Annotated in this window: 19 protein-coding genes, 1 tRNA gene and 1 pseudogene; 16 read left to right on the forward strand and 5 right to left on the reverse strand. The window is 72.5% G+C overall.

The window, feature by feature from the left end:
- The 7 genes and pseudogenes from ACWCV9_RS27785 to ACWCV9_RS27815 form a co-directional block, all read left to right on the forward strand.
- Nucleotides 1–225: pseudogene (locus ACWCV9_RS27785) on the forward strand (UTP--glucose-1-phosphate uridylyltransferase); the annotation flags it as partial.
- The gene (gene glp / locus ACWCV9_RS27790; RefSeq protein WP_450790571.1) at nucleotides 222–1,544 is read left to right on the forward strand and encodes a molybdotransferase-like divisome protein Glp; all 1,323 of its coding nucleotides are present in this window, start codon (nucleotides 222–224) and stop codon (nucleotides 1,542–1,544) included. The pseudogene ACWCV9_RS27785 and the gene glp, both read left to right, overlap by 4 nt.
- A gap of 128 nt (nucleotides 1,545–1,672) precedes the next feature.
- On the forward strand, nucleotides 1,673–2,152 hold the full coding sequence (gene moaC, locus ACWCV9_RS27795) for a cyclic pyranopterin monophosphate synthase MoaC (protein WP_385845008.1): 480 nt from the start codon (nucleotides 1,673–1,675) through the stop codon (nucleotides 2,150–2,152).
- Complete coding sequence (locus tag ACWCV9_RS27800; protein WP_450790573.1) at nucleotides 2,149–2,649, forward strand: MogA/MoaB family molybdenum cofactor biosynthesis protein; 501 nt, start codon at nucleotides 2,149–2,151, stop codon at nucleotides 2,647–2,649. Before moaC ends, ACWCV9_RS27800 begins: the two co-directional genes overlap by 4 nt.
- 20 nt (nucleotides 2,650–2,669) lie before the next feature.
- Entirely contained in the window at nucleotides 2,670–3,323 is a 654-nt protein-coding gene (locus ACWCV9_RS27805; RefSeq protein WP_450790574.1) for a GNAT family N-acetyltransferase, read from the forward strand.
- Between the two features lie 179 nt (nucleotides 3,324–3,502).
- Nucleotides 3,503–4,723, forward strand: a complete 1,221-nt coding sequence (sepX, locus tag ACWCV9_RS27810; protein WP_450790576.1) for a divisome protein SepX/GlpR — start codon at nucleotides 3,503–3,505, stop codon at nucleotides 4,721–4,723.
- A gap of 91 nt (nucleotides 4,724–4,814) precedes the next feature.
- A tRNA-Ala gene (locus ACWCV9_RS27815) sits at nucleotides 4,815–4,888 on the forward strand.
- A 111-nt stretch (nucleotides 4,889–4,999) separates the two neighbouring features.
- Here the strand turns inward: ACWCV9_RS27815 and ACWCV9_RS27820 are convergent.
- Nucleotides 5,000–5,476, reverse strand: coding sequence for a GNAT family N-acetyltransferase (locus ACWCV9_RS27820; RefSeq protein ID WP_450790578.1), 477 nt, complete (start codon nucleotides 5,474–5,476; stop codon nucleotides 5,000–5,002).
- 78 nt (nucleotides 5,477–5,554) lie between these two features.
- Here ACWCV9_RS27820 and ACWCV9_RS27825 point away from each other — a divergent pair, with 78 nt between their 5' ends.
- Nucleotides 5,555–6,358 carry an exodeoxyribonuclease III gene (locus ACWCV9_RS27825; RefSeq protein ID WP_450790579.1) on the forward strand — a complete coding sequence of 268 codons (804 nt, stop codon included), beginning with the start codon at nucleotides 5,555–5,557 and terminating at the stop codon, nucleotides 6,356–6,358.
- 10 nt (nucleotides 6,359–6,368) lie between these two features.
- On the opposite strand, the gene ACWCV9_RS27830 is transcribed toward ACWCV9_RS27825, so the two are convergent.
- A complete protein-coding gene (locus ACWCV9_RS27830) occupies nucleotides 6,369–6,995 on the reverse strand; it encodes a MerR family transcriptional regulator (RefSeq protein ID WP_450790817.1) in 627 nt (208 codons plus the stop codon).
- Between the two features lie 183 nt (nucleotides 6,996–7,178).
- Between ACWCV9_RS27830 and ACWCV9_RS27835 the strand changes: the two genes are divergently transcribed.
- The 4 genes from ACWCV9_RS27835 (at nucleotide 7,179) to ACWCV9_RS27850 (ending at nucleotide 10,934) form a co-directional block, all read left to right on the forward strand.
- Nucleotides 7,179–8,735, forward strand: a complete 1,557-nt coding sequence (locus tag ACWCV9_RS27835) for a flavin-containing monooxygenase (protein ID WP_450790580.1) — start codon at nucleotides 7,179–7,181, stop codon at nucleotides 8,733–8,735.
- Entirely contained in the window at nucleotides 8,732–9,709 is a 978-nt protein-coding gene (locus tag ACWCV9_RS27840) for an alpha/beta fold hydrolase (RefSeq protein ID WP_450790582.1), read from the forward strand. The genes ACWCV9_RS27835 and ACWCV9_RS27840 overlap by 4 nt, the downstream gene beginning before the upstream one ends.
- Nucleotides 9,706–10,590 (forward strand): SDR family oxidoreductase, encoded by an 885-nt coding sequence (locus ACWCV9_RS27845; RefSeq protein ID WP_450790584.1) that lies wholly within the window; start codon nucleotides 9,706–9,708, stop codon nucleotides 10,588–10,590. Before ACWCV9_RS27840 ends, ACWCV9_RS27845 begins: the two co-directional genes overlap by 4 nt.
- Nucleotides 10,591–10,685: 95 nt before the next feature.
- Nucleotides 10,686–10,934: a hypothetical protein gene (locus ACWCV9_RS27850; protein ID WP_450790585.1), complete on the forward strand. Its 249-nt coding sequence runs from the start codon at nucleotides 10,686–10,688 to the stop codon at nucleotides 10,932–10,934.
- Between the two features lie 67 nt (nucleotides 10,935–11,001).
- Here ACWCV9_RS27850 and ACWCV9_RS27855 read toward each other — a convergent pair whose 3' ends face one another.
- Nucleotides 11,002–14,340, reverse strand: coding sequence for a S41 family peptidase (locus ACWCV9_RS27855; protein ID WP_450790587.1), 3,339 nt, complete (start codon nucleotides 14,338–14,340; stop codon nucleotides 11,002–11,004).
- Between the two features lie 170 nt (nucleotides 14,341–14,510).
- Between ACWCV9_RS27855 and ACWCV9_RS27860 the strand changes: the two genes are divergently transcribed.
- The 4 genes from ACWCV9_RS27860 (at nucleotide 14,511) to ACWCV9_RS27875 (ending at nucleotide 18,816) form a co-directional block, all read left to right on the forward strand.
- Nucleotides 14,511–15,113, forward strand: a complete 603-nt coding sequence (locus ACWCV9_RS27860; protein WP_450790588.1) for a TetR/AcrR family transcriptional regulator — start codon at nucleotides 14,511–14,513, stop codon at nucleotides 15,111–15,113.
- Between the two features lie 116 nt (nucleotides 15,114–15,229).
- Nucleotides 15,230–17,434, forward strand: coding sequence for an MMPL family transporter (locus ACWCV9_RS27865; RefSeq protein ID WP_450790590.1), 2,205 nt, complete (start codon nucleotides 15,230–15,232; stop codon nucleotides 17,432–17,434).
- Between the two features lie 85 nt (nucleotides 17,435–17,519).
- Nucleotides 17,520–18,461, forward strand: coding sequence for an NAD(P)-dependent oxidoreductase (locus ACWCV9_RS27870; protein ID WP_450790818.1), 942 nt, complete (start codon nucleotides 17,520–17,522; stop codon nucleotides 18,459–18,461).
- A gap of 79 nt (nucleotides 18,462–18,540) precedes the next feature.
- Complete coding sequence (locus ACWCV9_RS27875) at nucleotides 18,541–18,816, forward strand: DUF1876 domain-containing protein (protein ID WP_450790592.1); 276 nt, start codon at nucleotides 18,541–18,543, stop codon at nucleotides 18,814–18,816.
- A gap of 21 nt (nucleotides 18,817–18,837) precedes the next feature.
- Here ACWCV9_RS27875 and ACWCV9_RS27880 read toward each other — a convergent pair whose 3' ends face one another.
- Together ACWCV9_RS27880 and ACWCV9_RS27885 are read right to left on the reverse strand one after the other, a co-directional pair.
- Nucleotides 18,838–20,010, reverse strand: a complete 1,173-nt coding sequence (locus ACWCV9_RS27880) for a serine hydrolase domain-containing protein (protein WP_450790594.1) — start codon at nucleotides 20,008–20,010, stop codon at nucleotides 18,838–18,840.
- Between the two features lie 73 nt (nucleotides 20,011–20,083).
- On the reverse strand, nucleotides 20,084–20,530 hold the full coding sequence (locus ACWCV9_RS27885) for an organic hydroperoxide resistance protein (protein WP_385844985.1): 447 nt from the start codon (nucleotides 20,528–20,530) through the stop codon (nucleotides 20,084–20,086).
- Between the last annotated feature and the right edge of the window lie 50 nt (nucleotides 20,531–20,580).

Consider the following 20,580-nt stretch of genomic DNA (forward strand, 5'->3'; position numbering starts at 1 on the left):
GGCGGCGAGATCCAGCTCACCGACGCCCTCGAACGGCTCGCCCAGGACGAGAAGCTCGGCGGCCCGGTGCACGGCGTCGTCTTCAAGGGCCGCCGCTATGACACCGGGGACCGCGGCGACTATCTGCGTGCCATCGTCAGACTCGCGTGCGAACGTGAAGACCTGGGCCCGGGCTTCCGGACCTGGCTCCGCAGTTACGTAGCCGAGGAGATGCAGCAGTCTTGAGCAGCGCCGCGACCCGCCCCACAGGCCCGGACGACCTGTGGTCGGTGGACGAGCACCTGGAGGACATCCTCTCGACCGTCCGCCCCCTGGAACCCATCGAGCTGCAACTGCTCGACGCCCAGGGGTGCGTCCTGGTCGAGGACATCACGGTGCCGGTGTCCCTGCCACCGTTCGACAACAGCTCCATGGACGGGTACGCGGTGCGGGTCGCGGACGTCGCGGGCGCCAGCGAGGAGTTCCCGGCCGTCCTGGAGGTCGTCGGGGACGTCGCGGCCGGTGCGGCCGAGCCGGTCCGGGTCGGCCCCGGGCAGGCCGCCCGGATCATGACCGGCGCCCCGCTGCCGCCCGGCGCCGAGGCCGTCGTACCCGTCGAGTGGACCGACGGCGGGCTCGGCGAGGGGCCGGTGAGCGGCATGCGGGCGCGCAGCCTCGCGCCGGAGGGTGCCGAGGGGCACGTACGCGTGCACCGCCCCGCCGAGGCACGCGCGCATGTGCGCGCCAAGGGCAGCGACGTACGGGCGGGCGACCGCGCCCTGGAGGCCGGCACGGTCCTCGGGCCGCCGCAGATCGCCCTGCTCGCAGCGATCGGCCGCGGCACGGTCCGGGTGCGCCCGCGCCCGCGCGTGGTCGTGCTGTCCACCGGCAGCGAACTGGTCCAGCCCGGCGAGGGGCTGGCAGACGGCCAGATCTACGACTCCAACAGCTTCGCCCTCACCGCCGCCGCGCGGGACGCCGGCGCCATCGCCTACCGGGTCGGTGCCGTCGCCGACGACGCCGAGACCCTGCGCTCCACCATCGAGGACCAGCTCATCCGCGCCGATCTGCTGGTGACCACCGGCGGGGTGAGCGTCGGGGCGTACGACGTCGTCAAGGAGGCGCTGTCGCACGTCGGCGACGAGGACGAGCCGGGCAGCGGTGTGGAGTTCCGCAAGCTCGCCATGCAGCCCGGCAAGCCCCAGGGGTTCGGCTCCATCGGCCCCGACCACACGCCCCTGCTGGCGCTGCCCGGCAACCCGGTGTCGTCGTACGTCTCCTTCGAGCTGTTCGTCCGTCCCGCGATCCGCGCCCTGATGGGCCTGGAGGACCTCCACCGGCCCCGCACGCGGGCCACGCTCACCGCGGACGAGCCGCTGCGTTCGCCCAAGGGCCGCCGGCAGTTCCTGCGCGGCGCGTACACGGACGGCGAGGTGACGCCGGTCGGCGGTGCCGGCTCGCACCTGATCGCGGCCCTGGCGCAGGCCGACGCCCTGATCGTCGTGCCGGAGGACGTGGCGGCCGTCGAGCCCGGAACCGAGGTGGAGGTCGTCCTGCTCGGCTGACGCACGCGTGCGTGCCGTCCGCCGGACGGTCCTGATCCGCTGCGCCCGCCGACATGGCGGTACCGTGTCGCGCACAACAGGCCCGTGCACCGCACTGCGACGGGCCCGGACCGGGAGCGCCACACAGCATGAGTACGCAGGACCGACTGACGCACATCGACGACGCGGGCGCGGCCCGCATGGTCGACGTATCCGGCAAGGACGTGACCGCGCGCACCGCCCGTGCCAGCGGCCGGGTCCTGGTCTCGCCCCGGGTGGTGGAGCTGCTGCGCGGCGAGGGGGTGCCCAAGGGCGACGCCCTCGCCACCGCGCGCATCGCCGGCATCATGGGCGCCAAGCGGACCCCGGATCTGATCCCGCTGTGCCACCCGTTGTCGGTGTCCGGTGTGACACTGGACCTGTCGGTCGCGGACGACGCCGTGGAGATCCGGGCCACCGTGAAGACGACGGACCGCACGGGCGTCGAGATGGAGGCCCTCACCGCCGTGACGGTCGCCGCGCTCACCGTGATCGACATGGTCAAGGCGGTCGACAAGGGGGCGGTCATCACGGACGTACGGGTGGAGGAGAAGACGGGCGGAAAGTCGGGCGACTGGAGCCGGGCATGAGCTACCGCGCACTGGTGATCACCGCTTCCAACCGGGCCGCCGCGGGCGTCTACGAGGACAGGGGCGGCCCGCTGATCGCCGACGGCCTGAAGCGCTTCGGGTTCGACGTCGACGGCCCCCGGGTCGTCCCGGACGGGGAACCGGTGGAGGCGGCCCTGCGGGCGGGCGTGGAGGCCGGTTACGACGCCATCCTGACCACCGGCGGCACCGGCATCTCGCCCACCGACCGCACCCCCGAGGCGACCCGCGCGGTGATCGACCGCGAGGTGCCGGGGATCGCGGAGGCCATCCGGGCGTTCGGCCGGGAGAAGGTCCCGACCTCGGCGCTGTCCCGCGGACTGGCCGGTGTGGCGGGCGGGACCCTGATCGTGAACCTGCCGGGGTCCACCGGCGGTGTGAAGGACGGCCTCGCCGTCCTGGAGCCCCTGCTGGTGCACGCCGTCGACCAGATCCGCGGCGGTGACCACCCCAGACCCAGCAGCGGGGGTGCGAGCTGAACAGCCCTTCCTGGCCCGTCGTGCTGGCGGACGGCGATGTCGTCCTCCGCCCGATAAAGCTGCGCGACCAGCGGGCCTGGCGCGAGGTGAACCGGCGCAACCGGGACTGGCTGCGCCCCTGGGAGGCGACCATTCCGCCGCCCACGCCGAGCGGGCCGGTCACCCACCGGCCGACCTACCGGCAGATGGTGCGGCATCTGCGCTCCGAGGCCAACGCGGGACGGATGCTGCCGTTCGTGATCGAGTACCAGGGGCAGCTGGTCGGACAGCTGACGGTCGCCGGGATCACCTGGGGGTCGATGTGCTCCGGGCACGTCGGCTACTGGGTGGACGAGGCGGTGGCCGGGCGCGGGGTGATGCCGACGGCCGTCGCGCTCGCGGTGGACCACTGCTTCCGCGCCGTGGGACTGCACCGCATCGAGGTCTGCATTCGCCCCGAGAACCGGCCCAGCCGGCGGGTCGTGGAGAAACTCGGATTCCGCTCGGAGGGGCTGCGGCCCCGGTATCTGCACATCGACGGGGCCTGGCGGGACCATCTCGTCTTCGCGCTCACCGCGGAAGAGGTGCCCGAGGGGTTGCTGGCCCGCTGGCGGCGGGAACGCTCCCGCAACGCCCCGGGCAACGCCTCCGGGAACGCCCCGGGCAACGCCTCCGGGAATCGCACCCAGCCCTAGAAATTGAATATGTGTTCGAAATTGATCGGCGGTTGACCGGGCTGGCGTATCGAATTCACCCCTGTGGCCGCCCACTGATCGCATCGGTCGCAAAAAAAGCTGGAAATATCAGCCGGATCGTGCGACACACCGGCTCAATTGGCAGATGGCCTCACGCAAACCCCTCTACGGTGTGAGACGTGAGCAGCAGCGGCCTCATCTACGCAGTCATCGTCGGGGCCTGGGCCGCCTACTTGGTGCCGATGTGGCTCCGTAGGCAGGACGAGCTGAACGAAGCCCGTCCGACGGAACGCTTCAGCACCGCCATCCGGCTGCTGTCCGGAAGGGCGGGCATGGAGCGCCGATACGCCAGGGACCTGCGGGCGCGCTCCGCCCAGGAGGGGGAGCCGGACACCGGCGATCCGGACGCCGTCACCGACTCGGTGGACGTCCGGGCCTTCGCCATGCCTCCGACCCGCCGTCAGGTGCGCCCGGAGAGCGAGCCGGAGGCGCCTTCGAGCGCGGAACCGGCGGACGACCAGATCACCGCCCCGGCGCCCAACTCCGCCACCGCGCCCGCGCAGAACCGCGGCCCGGCCGAGCGGCGTTCGCCCTCGGCACAGGCGGCCGCGGCACGCGCCCGGCGCTCGAAGGTACTCGCGCGCCGCAGGCGCACCACCGTATTGCTCTTCCTCGCCTTCACCCTCGGCGCGATCGTCGCCGCTGTCGGCGGGCTGGCCTTCCTCTGGGCGCCCGCCGCACCCGCCGTGATGCTCAGCGCGTACATCGCCTATCTGCGGGCCCAGGAGCGTCGCCGCTTCGCCTACCAGATGGACCGCCGGCGGGCCGAGGTCGCCGCCCAGCGTCTGCGCGAGCGCCAGCCGCGCCGCCGCGCGGTCCTCGACGACGGCTCCGGCGCCGACGAACCGGAGGGCGCCCCCGAGAGCGGCACGGACACCGGTCTCTCCACGCTCGCCGCCGACCGGCGCGCCCTCGTGGAGCAGACCGACCACGCCGAATGGGTCGACCAGCAGCGCGAGCGGCAGCGCCGGCCGGGCCACGGGGACAGCTGGGACCCGGTGCCGGTGCCGCTGCCGACGTATGTGACCGCACCGGTCGCGCCGCGCGCCACCTCGGACGTGGACCTCGGGGCGCCCGACACCTGGAGTTCGGCGCGGTCCAGCTCGGTCGCGCCGGAGCAGGAGGCGGGGCAGATGCCGGGGGCCGAGGCGGACGAGTCGGCGCCCGTCTCCGAGGACAAGCCGGCGGACGGCCGGAGCGGTGCGCTTCCCCCCGCGCGGAAGCGCTCGCGCGGAGGCAGCTCCGGCGCGGCCTCCGCGCGCCGGGCGCGCGAGCGCGGACGCACGCCGCTCTTCGACCAGTACGAGGACGGCGACCGCCCGCGCGCGGCCAACGAGTGATCGGCGGCCCGCCGGTGACCCCCGTCCTGACCAGTCGGGGAGCGGATTTCCAAGCACCGCGATCGGGATGCTAGAGTTTCACTCGTTGCAAGGGCCTGTGGCGCAGTCCGGTAGCGCACCTCGTTCGCATCGAGGGGGCCAGGGGTTCAAATCCCCTCAGGTCCACGCATCACCTTCTTGAGGCGACTCAAGTCGGTAGACGAGATCCCGGCGATCATCTGATCGCCGGGATCTTCGTCGTTTCCGGCCCCGCTCGGCGCCGGAACTCGCCCCTTCTCAGAGCAGCTTGGCGAAGCAGCGGCTCTCCTCGTGGTGGCGGTAGTAGCCGAACTTGGCGCACGGGGCATAGCCGCTGGAGGTGTACAGGGCGATGGCCTCCGGCTGCTTGGTGCCCGTCTCCAGGACCATGCGGACGCGGCCGGCGGCGCGCGCGTCCTCCTCCAGTGCCGTGAGCATGCGGCGGGCCAGGCCGCGGCCGCGCATCTCCGCGATCACGTACATGCGCTTCAGCTCGGCGTCGCCGTCCTCGTTGCCTTCCTCGTTGCGGTCCTGGCTGCGCCAGCCGCCGGTGGCCACGGGGCGGTCGTACTCGTCGTACGCGATCAGGTACACACCCCGGGGCGGGTCGAACTCCAGGGCGTCCAGGGCCGTGGCGTCGCCGCCGTCGCCGTAGCGGAGGTGGTACTCGGCCTGGACCTCGTCGTTGAGCTTGACGGCGTCGGGGTGGTCGAAGCGGACGCGGCGTATATTCATGCTGGGCATCGTACTTCTATGCGAAGGCGGGTCCCGGGGTTTTCCGGGCTCCGACCAGTGTGCCGGTATCGTGCCTGGGTGCTGACTGTGACCTCGGTGAACGTGAACGGGCTGCGGGCCGCCGCGAAGAAGGGCTTCGTGGAGTGGCTCGCCCAGACCTCCGCGGACGTCGTCTGCCTCCAGGAAGTGCGCGCCGAGCCGCACCAGCTGCCCGAGCAGGTCCGCCGGCCCGACGGCTGGCACGTCGTGCACGCCCCGGCCGCGGCCAAGGGACGCGCCGGGGTCTCGCTGTACACGCGGCGCGAACCCGACCGGATCCGGATCGGCTTCGGTTCCGCCGAGTTCGACGGCAGCGGGCGCTATGTCGAGGCCGATCTGCCCGGCGTCACGGTCGCCTCCCTCTATCTGCCCTCGGGCGAGGTGGGCACCGAGCGGCAGGACGAGAAGATCCGTTTCATGGGGGAGTTCCTCGCCCACCTCAAGGAGCTGCGGGTCCGGGCCGCCGCCGACGGGCGCGAGGTCGTCGTCTGCGGCGACTGGAACATCGCCCACCGCGAGGCCGACCTCAAGAACTGGCGCGCCAACACCAAGAACGCGGGCTTCCTGCCCGAGGAGCGGGCCTGGCTCGACCGGGTGTTCGACGCGGCGGACGGCGGCTACGCCGACGTCGTGCGCGCCCTGCACCCGGATGTCGAGGGGCCGTACAGCTGGTGGTCGTACCGCGGGCGGGCCTTCGACAACGACTCGGGCTGGCGCATCGACTACCAGGTCGCGACGCCCGGGCTCGCCGGCAGGGCGGTCAAGGGGTTCGTGGAGCGCGCGGCCACCCACGCCGAACGGTGGTCCGACCATGCCCCGGTGACCGTCGTCTACGACCTGTAGCCGCGCCTGGTCAGCCGGTCTTCTCCTTGGATATGCGGCGGTCCAGGGCGAGGGAGAGTTCCGCCTCCACGACGCTGCGGGCCAGCGGGCGCAGTCGGTTCAGGTCCTCCTCCGGGGCGTGGCGAAGGACCAGGTCGGCGAAGAGTTCGGCCAGGGCGTCGGCGTGTTCCCGGACGCGCGCCCCCGCCGCCAGCACCTCGCCGAGCGGAATGCCCTCGCGGACCAGCGCGGACGAGACGTCCAGCAGCCGGCGGCTGATGTGGACGATCTCGCCTCCGTCGGTGCCGAGGTAGCCCAGGTCCAGGGCGGCGGCGAGGTTCTCCGGGGTGACCTGGCCCTCGAAGCGGGCGGCGAGTTCCTCCGGGGTGAGCCGCACCGGCTCCTCCTCGGTGGGGGCGCCGACACCCAGCAGGTCGGCGACGTCCCGGCCGTGCTCGAAGGCTTCGGCCAGCTCCGCGATGCCGTTCAGGGTGTGGCCGCGCTCCAGCAGGGCCGCGATGGTGCGCAGCCGGGCCAGGTGATGGTCGTCGTACCAGGCGATACGGCCCTCGCGGCGGGGCGGCGGAAGCAGTTTGCGCTCGCGGTAGAAGCGGAGCGTGCGCACCGTGATGCCGGCCAGGCGGGCCAGCTCCTCCATGCGGTACTCGCGCGGGGTGCCGGCGCTCGGGTGTTCTGCGTCCTCTGCCACGCCCGCAGCCTATGGCGTACCGCCGGTAACTTTCCTTCCGCGCCCCCTACCGCTCGGTACGGAGCTGCTCTACAGTCCCATTGCGCCAGTGTTCACTGGCAGAGTTCCTCGATGGGGCCTGGAGGCTTCGGGATGGCCGAGCAAGAGCATGTGCGGGTGGCGGTGATCGGGTCCGGGTTCGGCGGACTCGGGGCCGCCGTGCGGCTGCGCCGCGAGGGAATCACCGACTTCGTCGTCCTGGAGCGGGCGGACAGCGTCGGCGGCACCTGGCGGGACAACAGTTACCCCGGGTGCGCCTGTGACGTGCCCTCGCATCTGTACTCCTTCTCCTTCGCGCCCAACCCGGACTGGCCGCGCACCTTCTCCGGCCAGCGGCACATCCGCGCCTACCTGGAGCACGTCACCGACCTGTTCGGCCTGCGCCCGCACCTCCGCCTCGACTCCGAGGTGAAGCTGATGAGCTGGGACAACGAGCAACTGCGGTGGAACATCGAGACCACGCGCGGCTCCCTGACCGCCGATGTCGTCGTCTCCGCCACCGGACCGCTGTCCGACCCGAAGATCCCCGAGATCCCGGGCCTCGAGTCCTTCCCGGGCACGGTCTTCCACTCCGCGCGCTGGGACCACGACTACGACCTGCGCGGCAAGCGCGTCGCCATGGTCGGCACCGGTGCCTCCGCCATTCAGATCGTCCCCGCCATCCAGCCGAAGGCCGGCCGGCTCACCCTCTTCCAGCGCACCCCGGCCTGGGTGATGCCCCGGGTCGACCGCGCCATCACCGGCGCCGAACGCCGGCTGCACCGCGCCGTCCCCTTCACCACCCAGCTGCGCCGCGGGCTGCTCTGGGGCATCCGGGAACTCCAGGTGCAGGCGTTCACCAAGCACCCGGACGAACTCGGCCTGGTGGAGCAGCTGGCCAAGCGCAACATGGCCCGCGCCATCAAGGACCCGGCCCTGCGCGCCAAGCTCACCCCCGACTACCGCATCGGCTGCAAGCGGATCCTGCTGTCCAGCACCTACTACCCGGCGCTGGCCCGGCCCAATGTGGACGTCGTCGCGAGCGGGCTGAGCGAGATCCGCGGGTCGACCGTCGTCGCCGCGGACGGTACGGAGGCCGAGGTCGACGCGATCATCTTCGGCACCGGCTTCCACGTCACGGACATGCCGATCGCCGAGCGCGTGGTCGGGGCGGAGGGCATCACGCTCGCCGAGTCCTGGAAGAACGGCATGCAGGCCCTGCGCGGCGCCGCCGCGGCCGGCTTCCCGAACTGGATGACGATCATCGGACCCAACACCGGCCTGGGGAACTCCTCCATGATCCTGATGATCGAGTCCCAGCTGAACTACATGGCGGACTATCTGCGCCAGCTCGACGTCCTCGGCGGCCGCACCGCGCTCGACGCCCGGCCCGCCGCCGTCGAGGCCTGGAACCACCGGGTGCAGGAGCGGATGAAGCGGACCGTCTGGAACACCGGCGGCTGCACCAGCTGGTACCTCGACGCGAGCGGCCGCAACACCACCATCTGGCCCGGTACGACGACGGAGTTCCGGCGGGCGACACGGCGGGTGGACCTGGCGGAGTACGAGGTCATCCGGAAGCCCGCGGAACCGCGGCGACCAGCGGGCGCGACCCAGGAACCCGCTCCCGCGCACGCCGGCAGCGCATCGCAGGGGGAGGGCGCCGCATGATCCGGCCGACCCCCGTCGCCTCCGGCCCCTACGCCCCGCCCGTGCCCTCCCGGGTCCTCACCGTCACCTCCGCCGACGGCGCGCGGCTGCATGTCGAGGTGCACGGTCCTAAGGACGCGCCCCCCGTCGTCCTCTCCCACGGCTGGACCTGCTCGACCGCCTTCTGGGCCGCGCAGATACGGGAACTGGCGGCCGACCACCGGGTGATCGCGTACGACCAGCGAGGGCACGGGCGCAGCCCCGCGAGTCCCGACTGCACCACCGACGCGCTGGCGGACGACCTCGAAGCGGTGCTCACCGAGACGCTCACCCGCGGGGAACGGGCCCTGGTCGTCGGCCACTCCATGGGCGGGATGACCGTCATGGCCGCCTCCGGGCGCCCCCGCTTCCGGGAACACGCCGCCGCCGTCCTGCTGTGCAGCACGGGCAGTTCCCGGCTGGTCGCCGAGGCGCGCGTACTGCCGATGCGCGCCGGGCGGGCGCGCACCTGGATCACCGGACGCATCCTCGGCTCGAGCGCCCCCCTCGGCCCGGTCACGCCGGTCGCCAAGAGCATCCTCAAGTACGCCACCATGGGCGCCGGTTCCGCCCCGCACATGGTGGAGGCGTGCGCGCGGATCGTGCACGCCTGCCCACGCGCCGTGCGCCAGGTCTGGGGCGGCGTGCTCGCGGCGCTCGATCTGGAGCACGGGGTACGGGAACTGCGCGCCCCCACCGCGATCGTGCACGGCGCGGCCGACCGGCTCACGCCCCCCGCACACGCCCACGCGCTGGTCGCCGCGCTGCCGCACTGCGTCGGCCTCACCGAGCTGACCGGCGTCGGCCATATGACCCCGATCGAGGCGCCCGAGCTGGTGACCGGCCGGATCCGGGAACTCGTCACCACATACGTCACGGGGAACGGCCCGTACGCCACGGGGAACGGCCCCGAGCCGCACCCCACCCCCGTGCAGCAGATCAAGGAGGGCGCATGAGCAGGGTCGGCCTCGAAGGACAGGTCGCGGTCGTCACCGGGGCGGCGCGCGGCGTCGGCGAGCTGCTGGCGCGCAAGCTGTCCGCGCGCGGGGTGAAGGTCGCGCTGGTCGGGCTGGAGGAGGAGGCGCTCAAGGAGGTGTCGGGGCGGCTGCACAGCGAGAGCGCGTACTGGTACGCCGACGTCACCGACCACGAGACGATGAGCCGGGTCGCGCAGGAGGTGAAGGCGCGGTTCGGGAAGGTCGACATCGTGGTGGCCAACGCCGGGGTGGCGACCGGCGGTCCGTTCATCGACTCCGACCCGCAGGCGTGGCGGCGGGTGATCGAGGTGAACCTGATCGGTTCGGCGGTGACCGGGCGCGCGTTCCTTCCGGTGCTGGTCGAGAGCCGCGGCTATCTGCTCCAGATCGCCTCGCTCGCCGCGCTCACCCCGGCGCCGATGATGTCGGCGTACTGCGCCTCCAAGTCGGGCGTCGAGGCGTACGCGCACAGTCTGCGCGCCGAGGTCGGCTACCTGGGCGTGCGGGTGGGCGTCGGCTATCTCTCCTGGACCGACACCGACATGGTGCGCGGCGCCGACCGGGACGACACGATGCGGGAGTTGCGGCAGCGGCTGCCCTGGCCGTCGAACAAGACGTATCCGCTCGGGCCCGCCGTGGACCGGCTGGTCGACGGGATCGAGCGGCGCTCGGCGCATGTGTACGCGCAGTGGTGGCTGCGCGGCATGCAGGGCGTGCGCGGATACCTGCCGGCGCTCATCGGGTCGGTCGGGCAGCGCGAGATGAAGCGGTTCGCGCCCCGGTTGCAGGGGATGCGTCTGGGACTCATCGGCGCAGGTGGGGCGGCGGACGAAGAGGCGAGCGCTACGCACCGTAACTGATCCAGATGCGTACCGTGAGGGCCCGTGTGACGCTGGTCGAGGCCCCACCGAGGGGCCGACCCCAGAACCCTCACCCACCACGGGAGTGAACCCACATGGGTACGAAGGACCAGTTCCGCGACAAGGCCGGCCAGTGGCAGGACAAGGCCAAGGACAAGCTGGGCCAGGAGCGTGAGCGCGCCGGCCAGCAGGGCCGGCAGCCGCAGCGCGGTCAGCAGCCGCAGCACGGCCAGCCGCAGCGCGGTCAGCAGCCGCCGTCCGAGCGGGGTCGCCAGAACATGCGCGACATCGAGGACACGGAGCAGGAGATGCGGGACCGGCTCGACCACGACTACGACATGTAGCACTGTGCTCGGCCCCGGCCGGTCATCGGGCGCCCTCCTTTCGGGGAGGGCGCCCTCCCCTTGTCCCCTACTGCCTCGGTGGCAGCTTCGGGCGGGCCCGATTGGGGGTGTCGGTGTAGTCCGGAGGGACGGCCGGCGGGTTGGACTCCAGCAGTTCCAGGGCCAGTTGCACGGCGTCGTCCAGCTGGGCGTGCCGGCCCTCGGCCCAGTCCAGCGGGGTGCGCAGGATCTCCAGGTCGGGCATGACGCCGTGGTTCTCGACGGACCAGCCGTAGGCGTCGAACCAGGCCGCGTTCATCGGCACGGTGATCACCGTGCCGTCGCCCAGGCGGTGCCGGCCGGTCATGCCGACCACGCCGCCCCAGGTGCGCTGGCCGACCACCGGGCCGAGCTTCAGCAGCCGGAAGGCGGCGGTGATCATGTCGCCGTCGGAGGAGGTCGCCTCGTCGGCCAGGGCGACCACCGGACCCCGGGGCGCGTTCGAGGCGTACGAGACCGGCTGGGCGTTGCGGGTCAGGTCCCAGCCGAGGATCGTACGGGTGAGTTTCTCGATGACGAGTTCGCTGATGTGGCCGCCCGCGTTGCCGCGCACGTCCACGATCAGCGCGGGCCGGGACATCTCCATGCGCACGTCGCGGTTGAACTGGGCCCAGCCGGAGCCGCCCATGTCGGGGATGTGCAGGTAGCCGCACTTGCCGCCGCTCAGCTCGCGGACCACCTCGCGGCGCTTGGCCACCCAGTCCTGGTAGCGCAGCGGCCGTTCGTCGACGAGCGGGACGACGGCGACCCGCCGGGGCCCGCCGGACTCGCCTTCGGGGGGTGTGAAGGTCAGCTCCACGGTCGTACCGCCGGAGCCGGCGAGGAGGGGGTAGGGGCCGGTCAGCGGGTCCACCGGGCGGCCGTCGACATGGGTGAGCGCGGCGCCCTCGCGGATGCCCGTGCCGGCCAGCGGCGAACGGGCCCTGGAGTCGGAGGAGTCGCCGGGCAGGATGCGCTTGACCACCCACCGGCCGTCCCGGCACACCAGGTTGGCGCCCAGCAGGCCCTGCCAGCGCTGGTAGTGGGGTGGTCCCTCGTTGCGCCGGGCGGCGGTGACATAGGCGTGCGAGGTGCCGAGTTCGCCGAGCACCTCGCGCAGCAGGTCGGCGAACTCGTCGGGGGAGGCGACGCGGTCGACCAGCGGGCGGTACTGGTCGAGCACCGCCGCCCAGTCGATGCCGCACATGCCCGGGTCCCAGAAGTGGGCGCGGATGAGCCGGCCGGCCTCCTCGTAGGACTGGCGCCACTCGGCGGGCGGGTCCACGTCGTGCAGGATGCGGCGCAGGTCGATCCAGACGGTGCTGTCGCTGTCGCCCGTCTCGGTGGACGGCACGGCCCGCAGATCGCCCTCGTCCACGACGACCAGCCGGGTGCCGTCGCCGCTCACTGCGAACCAGTCCAGGTGGTCGACCAGTTCGGACTTCTTCGCCTTGGTGAGGTTGAAGTACTCCAGGGTCGGGCGGCCGCTGATGTCGGCCGGGTTGGCGAAGGTCTCGCCGAGCGCGCCGGAGATCGGCCAGCGCAGCCAGACCAGGCCGCCGCCCGCGACCGGGCACAGCGCGGAGTACTTGGAGGCGATCACCGGGAACGGGGTGACCCGGTTCGCCAGCCCCTCCACCTCCACGGTCACGGTGCCGTGCTCGCCGGTCTCCTCCTCCTCGGCCGGGTCCAGCCCGCCGGCGGCCGGGCGGCCCTCGGGGTTCAGGGCGAAGGGGGAGGGGGTCGCCGAGTTGAGCGGGACCAGGTACGGGCGGCAGCCGAGCGGGAAGGAGAGGTCGCCGGTGTGCACGTCGTACACCGGGTCGAAGCCGCGCCAGGAGAGGAAGGCGAGGTAGCGGCCGTCGCGGGTGAAGACGGGGTTCTCGTCCTCGAAGCGGCCGTCGGTCACGTCCACGATCAGCCGGTCCTTGATCCGGGCCAGCTTGATCTGGCGCAGCGAGCGGCCGATGCCCGGGTGGGACCAGGTGAGCCAGGCGCCGTCGGGGGAGAAGGCGAGGTCGCGGACCGGGCCGTTGACGGAGCGGATCAGTTCGACGACGCGGCCGTCGGCCGGTTCCGGCGCGGAGGCGCCCGGATCCACCGCCTCCCCACCCTTCCCGACGGTCACGGCACTCTCCGCCTCCTCGCCCACGTCGACCGCCTCCTCGCCCACGTCGAGCAGGAGCAGCCGGCCGTCGTGCGCGGCGATGGCGATGCGTTCGCCGAGCGGGTCGCAGACCATCTCCAGGACCCGGCCCAGCTCGCCGGAGGCCATCCGGCGGGGCGGGCGGTCGCCGGACGCGCGGGGCAGCTGGGCGATCTCGACGGCGTCCTCGCCCTCGGCGTCCGTCACATACGCCACCTGCCCGGTGGATCCCAGCATCTCCGGCAGCCGGACCCGGACGCCCGGCGTGTCGGTGATCGTACGGGCGGGGCCGTCGCGGTGGGTGAGCCAGTGCAGGCTGCCGCGTACGACGACGGCGCTGGCCCGGCCGGTCTCGTCCACGGTGATGCCGTCGACGTTCTGCGCGGCCGGCACCTGGTAGCGGCGGCGGCCGGTGCGCGGCCCGGCGAGGCGGATGTCGAGCCGGCGCGGTACGCCGTCCGGGGAGAGGTCGTCCACCAGCCACAGGTCGCCGGCGCACTGGTAGACCACGCGGGTGCCGTCGCTCGCGGCGTGCCGGGCGTAGAAGGAGTCGTGGTCGGTGTGCCGGCGCAGGTCGGAGCCGTCGTACGCGCAGGAGTAGAGGTTTCCGACGCCCTCGTGGTCGGAGAGGAAGGCGATCCGGCCGCCGACGAACATGGGGCAGGCCAGATGGCCCTGGAGGTCGGGCAGCAGACGCTGCCCGTGCAGCCACAGCCGGCCCATGGCGCCGCCGCGGTAGCGCTTCCAGGAGGCCGGTTCGTGCGGTGGGGTGCCGGTGAGCAGCAGGGTCTTGTGCAGGCCGTCGACGTCGGCGACCTGGATGTCGGAGACCGGGCCCCAGGGCAGCTTGCGGCCGGGGTCGCCGTCGGTGGTCACCTTGTAGGCCCAGGTGAAGTACGAGAACGGCTGGCCGTGGGAGGCGACGGCGAGGATGTCGCTCCTGCCGTCCTCCTCGGGCGGTGTCCAGCCGCAGACCTGGGTGTCGGCGTTGCCCCAGTAGGTCAGCTGCCGGGCGGGGCCGCCGTCGATGCCGACCAGATGGATCTCGGGGACGAGGCTGCGCCAGGTGGTGTACGCGATCTGGCGGCCGTCGGGGGAGAAGCGCGGGTGACCGGTCTTGGTGCGGTCCACGGTGAGCCGCCAGGCGCGGCCCGGGGCGTCGAGGGGTGCCAGCCAGAGGTCGTCCTCGGCCACGAAGCACAGCAGGTCGCCGCTGAGGTGGGGAAGGCGCAGATAGCTCACCTCCCCATGCTTTTCCGCCCACCCGGGGCGGGCAACTTGTGGAACCGCCGCTTATGTGTCCTTCACCTTCGTGACCCACCACACGTACGAAACCGTTTCGTTTCGCTAGGCTCGCGCGGTATCTTCATGGACGTACGCGGAAGCACGCAGCGGAGCGGGAGGCGAGCGGGATGACCGAAAGCGTCGCAACAGGGCGTCGCAGCCGGATCACACCCGAGCGCGAGGCCGAGCTGTACGACGCCGTCCTCGACCTGCTCCGGGAGGTCGGCTACGACGTCCTCACCATGGACGCCGTGGCGGCCCGCACCCGGTCCAGCAAGGCCACGCTCTACCGCCAGTGGGGCGGCAAGGCCCAGCTGGTGGCGAAGGCGATCCGGCACAGCCACCCGCGCAGCATCGCCGGCATCGACACCGGTTCGCTGCGCGGCGACCTGCACGCCCTCGTCACGCGCGAGGACGACTGCACCATGGAACAGAACAACGCCCTGATGCGGGGTCTGGCCATGGCCACGCACACCAACCCGGACCTGCTCCAGGCGTTCCGGGAGCAGCTCATCGAACCCGAACTGACGGAGTTCCGCCGCGTGTTGCAGCGGGCCGTCGACCGGGGTGAGATCCCCGCGGACCGGCCGGCGCTCCGGTTCGTGGTGCACATGATGATCGGCGCGTTCACCGCGCGCACGCTCATCGACGACCTGCCGCCCACCCAGGACTTCCTGAAGTCCTACATCGACGCCGTGGTCCTCCCCGCCCTCGGCGTACCCGCCGGCTGACCACAGGTCTCTCCCCAGCAATTCCCCGGCAAGCCCACCACCTGACGTATCCGCTCACGTCGTCGGGCTGATCACCCCTGCCCTGAAAAACCACGACTGACCGGGAGTACGCCCTCGTGGCCACATTCCTCTACAAACTGGGCCGGCTCGCCTTCCGGCGACGGCACGTCGTCGCCCTCATATGGGTGGCGCTGCTGACCCTCGCGGGCGTCGGCGCGGCCAGCGCCCCCGCCGCCGGCAACACCTCGTTCTCCATCCCCGGCACCGAGGCGCAGAAGGCCTTCGACCTGCTGGAACAGCGCTTCCCCGGGATGAGCGCCGACGGCGCCACCGCGCGGGTCGTCTTCAAGGCGCCCAGCGGCGAGAAGATGACCGACGCCGGCAACAAGGCGGCCGTGGAGAAGACCGTCAAGGAGCTGGGCACCGGCGCCGAGGTCGCCTCCGTCGCCGACCCCTACACCGGGCACACGGTCAGCCGGAACGGCACGATCGCCTACGCCTCGGTGAAGTACAAGGTCTCCGGCATGGAGCTGGAGGACTCCTCGCGGGACGCCCTGAAGAAGGCCGCACAGGACGCGCGGGACGCCGGGCTGACCGTCGAGGTCGGCGGCGACGCGCTGAACGCGACGCCCGAGACGGGCTCCAGCGAGGTCATCGGCATCGGCATCGCCGCCGTCGTCCTCGTCATCACCTTCGGCTCGCTGCTGGCCGCCGGGCTGCCGCTGCTGACCGCGATCGTCGGCGTCGGCATCGGCGTCGCGTCGATCACGGCGCTGGCCAGCGCGCTGGACCTGGGCTCCACCACCTCCACCCTGGCCACGATGATCGGCCTCGCCGTCGGCATCGACTACGCCCTGTTCATCGTCTCCCGCTACCGCGCGGAACTCGCCGAGGGCCGCGCACGCGAGGAGGCGGCCGGCCGCGCCGTCGGTACGGCGGGTTCGGCGGTGGTCTTCGCCGGCCTGACCGTCGTCATCGCCCTGGTCGGTCTCTCCGTGGTCAACATCCCCATGCTGACGAAGATGGGCGTCGCGGCGGCGGGCACGGTCGCCATCGCCGTACTGATCGCGCTGACCATGATCCCGGCGCTGCTCGGCTACGCGGGCCGCAAGGTCAAGCCGGCCGGTGAGAAGAGCAGGCTGCTCGGCGGCGGCCGCACCCCGAAGAAGCCGGCGCGGCCCAACATGGGCACCCGCTGGGCGGGCTTCGTCGTCCGCCGCCCGGTGGCCGTGCTGCTCCTCGGTGTGCTCGGCCTCGGCGCGGCCGCGATCCCGGCCGCCTCGCTGGAACTGGGCCTCCCGGACGACGGCTCCCAGCCGGTCTCCACCACCCAGCGCCGCGCGTACGACCTGCTCTCCGAGGGCTTCGGACCCGGCTTCAACGGCCCGCTCATGGTCGTCGTCGACGCCAAGGGCAGCTCCGACCCCAAGGCGGCCTTCACCGAGGCCGGCGACGCGATCAAGGGCCTGAAGGACATCGTCACGGTGACCCCGGCCGCGCCCAACAAGGCGGGCGACACCGCGATCATCACCGTCGTACCGAAGTCCAAGCCGTCCTCCGCGACGACCGAGGACCTGGTGCACGCCATCCGGGACAAGGGCGCGGACATCGCCCGCACGACGGACTCCGAGGTGCTCGTCACCGGTTCGACCGCGATGAACATCGACGTCTCGCAGCGGCTGAACGACGCCCTGATCCCGTACCTGGCGCTCGTGGTCGGCCTCGCCTTCCTGCTGCTGATCGTGGTCTTCCGCTCGGTCCTGGTCCCGCTGAAGGCGGCCCTCGGCTTCCTGCTCAGCGTGCTCGCGGCGCTCGGCGCGGTCGTCGCGGTCTTCCAGTGGGGCTGGCTGTCCGGCCTGATGAACGTCGAGCAGACCGGCCCCGTCATGTCGATGATGCCGATCTTCATGGTGGGCGTGGTCTTCGGTCTCGCGATGGACTACGAGGTCTTCCTCGTGACCCGGATGCGGGAGGCGTACGTCCACGGGGAGCGGCCGAGCCAGGCGGTGGTGACCGGCTTCAAGCACGGCGCCCGGGTCGTCACCGCCGCCGCCGTCATCATGATCGCCGTCTTCTCCGGCTTCATCGGCTCCAGCGAGGCGATGATCAAGATGATCGGCTTCGGTCTCGCGATCGCCGTCTTCTTCGACGCCTTCATCGTCCGCATGGCCATCGTCCCGGCGGTGCTCGCCCTGCTCGGCGAGCGGGCCTGGTGGCTGCCGACGTGGCTGGACCGTGCGCTGCCCAACGTGGACGTCGAGGGCGAGGGCCTGCGCACGCCGTCCGGTGCGGAGCCCGAGCGGGAGCCGGCCCGGGTCTGACGGCCTCTCCGACGGCCGGCCCGCAGCGGGACTGCCGGGGTTACGGATCGGGTTGATACTGCACCCGGGGCAGCGCCACTCGGCGCTGCCCCGGGCAGGGCAACGTCGTCCGAACCGCACCACGAGGAGCAGTCGCATGACCGACAAGCCGACCGTCAGCGTCCTGGGCACCGGCATCATGGGCGCCGCCATGGCCCGCAACCTGTGCCGTGCCGGGCTCACGGTCCGCGCCTGGAACCGCACCCGCGAGAAGGCCGAACCGCTGGCCGCCGACGGCGCGCGGATCACCGGCACGCCCGCCGAGGCCGTCGAGGGCGCCGACGTCGTCCTGACCATGCTGTACGACGGCCACACGGCGCTGGACGTCATGCGCGAGGCCGCCCCGGCGCTGCGCCCCGGCACGGTGTGGGCGCAGTGCACCACCGCCGGGACCGAGCTGATCACCGACCTGGCCGCCTTCGCCCGCCAGCACGGACTCGTCTTCTACGACGCCCCCGTCCTCGGCACCCGGCAGCCCGCCGAGGCCGGTGAGCTGACCGTGCTGGCCGCCGGGCCGGAGGAGGGCCGGGGGAAGGTCGCGCCGGTCTTCGAGGCGGTGGGCGCCAGGACCATGTGGACCGGCACCGACGGGGCGGCGGGCAGCGCCAGCCGGCTCAAGCTCGTCGCCAACAGCTGGGTCCTCGCGGCCACCGCGGCGGCCGGTGAGGTGCTGGCTCTGGCCAAGGCCCTCGACGTCGACCCGCAGGGCTTCTTCGACCTCATCGAGGGCGGCCCGCTCGACATGGGCTATCTGCGGGCCAAGTCGGCGCTGGTGCTGGAGGACAGGCTGACCCCGCCGTCCTTCGCGGTGGCCACCGCCGAGAAGGACGCCCGGCTCATCGTCCAGGCCGGCGAGCGCGGCGGTGTACGGCTCGACGTCGCCGCCGCGACCGCCGAACGGTTCGCCCGCGCCGCCGCCCAGGGGCACGCCGACGAGGACATGGTCGCCGCCTACTTCGCCAGCTTCGAGAAGAACGACGAGGAGTAGGCGAGGTCAGCCGGTGCCGACATGACGGGCAGGGGGTAGAGGCGCACCCTGGAAGCAGTGGTTCTCGGAGGTGGTCGACATGATGCACACCGCTGTGGGATGGCACGTCGAGCTGGAGTTCATGGAGGACGATCAGCACACGCGCGCGGTCGCCATGGTGCGTCTGCCCGACGGCAGCGAGGTACGGGCACACGGCCGCGCCAGCCGGCACCGGATCGACGCCAACCAGCCCCGGGTCGGCGAGGAGATAGCCGGCGCCCGCGCGCTCAACGAACTGGCCATGCAGCTGCTGACCAAGGCACACGAAGAGATCGACACGGCGTCGGGCCGGACCTCGCACCCGATCAACGTGTGACGTCTACGCCTGCGCCTACGCCTACGCCTGCGCCAGCGCCGTGCGCAGGGCGCGCACCAGCGCCTGGGCCCTCGGGTCCGCCGTCACGCTCTTCCGGAAGCCGTTGGTGACATAGCCGAAGGAGACGCCCGTCTCCGGGTCGGCGAACGCCAGCGCGCCGCCGCGCCCCGGATGGCCGAAGGAGCCGGGGGACAGCAGCGGTGACGCGCTGCCGTGCAGCATGTAGCCGAGCCCGAACCGGGTGCCGACCACCAGCACCCGGTCCGCTCCGGCGGACTGCTCGGAGCGGGCCAGCTCCATGGTTTCCGGGGTGAACAGGCGGCTGCCGCCGTCCACCTCGCCGATGAGCGAGGCGTAGAAGCGGGCCAGGCCGTCCGCGGTCGCGATGCCGTTGGAGGCGGGCAGGGCGGCGGCCCGGTAGGCGGGCGCGTTCTCGTCCGGGAGCGGGGTGATCGCGGCGAAGGCGCGGCGGGTCAGCGAGTCCGGGTCGGCGTAGGCCTCGGTCACCGCCCGCTTGGGCCGGGTCTTCAGGGCACCGGTGCTCTCCGGCCCCTCCACCGGGCCCACGCGGCCCACGCGCGCGTGCTCCGACTCCGGCAGGCCCAGCCACAGGTCGGCGCCGACCGGGCGGGCGATCTCCTCCGCGATCCACTCGCCGACCGGGCGGCCGGTGACGCGCCGGGCCAGTTCGCCGGTGAGCCAGCTGTAGGTCTGGGCGTGGTAGCCGTGCTCGGTGCCCGGCTCCCACACCGGCGCCTGGGCGGCGATCGCGGCGGCGCCGAGGTCGGGGTCGGCGGCCTCGGCCGGGGTCAGCGGGCGGTCCAGCACCGGCACGCCCGCGCGGTGCGCGAGCAGGTGCCGTACGCGCGTGTGCTCCTTGCCGGCGGCCTTGTACTCGGGCCAGTAGGAGCCGACCGGCGCGTCCAGGTCCAGCTCGCCGCGCTGGTGCAGGAGCAGCAGCGCGGCGGCGGCGATGCCCTTGGTGGCGGAGCGCACGATCTGCGCCGTCCCGGCCTCCCAGGCGGCGGCGTCCCCTCCGTCGACATCCTTGGTCCCGGCCCACAGGTCCACGACCTTGTGTCCGTCGCGGTACACCGCCACGGCGGCGCCGCGCTCCCCGAGCAGCGCGAAGTTCGCTGCGAACGCCTCCCTGACCGGCTCGAAGCCCTCGGCCACAGTGCCGTTCACGTCCACGCCCGCCGTCCCTTCGATTCGCCTGCGACAGTGCGTGCAACAGCGGCCGGACGCCTGCGATTCCTTGGTGTGGTCAGCCCAACAGAATCGTTACATCGATGTTGCCGCGCGTCGCGTTCGAGTACGGGCACACCTCGTGGGCCGCGTCCACCAGTCGGGCCGCCAGCTCCCGGTCCAGCACCGGCAGGGAGACGCTGAGGGCGGCCGCGAGGCCGTAGCCGCGGTGCCGGTTCGGGCCGATGCCGACCTTCGCGGCGACGGTGGAGCCGGTCAGGTCGTACCCCGCGCGGTTGCCGACGAGGATCAGCGCGTTGTGGAAGCAGGAGGCGTAGCCGGCCGCGAAGAGCTGCTCCGGGTTGGTGCCGTTGCCGTCGCCGCCCAGCTCCGGGGGCATCGCGACCTTCAGCTCCAGCCGGCCGTCGTGGCTGGTGACATAGCCGTCCCGGCCGCCGTGCGCGGTGGCCTCGGCCACGTAGACGATCTTCGACGGGCGCGTGTCGACAGTGGTGTCCTCGGTCATGGCCGGCCTCCCCCGGAACAAGTGGCGCACAAGTACATCGTGCACAAGGT

The sequence above is a fragment of the Streptomyces sp. NPDC001606 genome, from assembly GCF_053596835.1.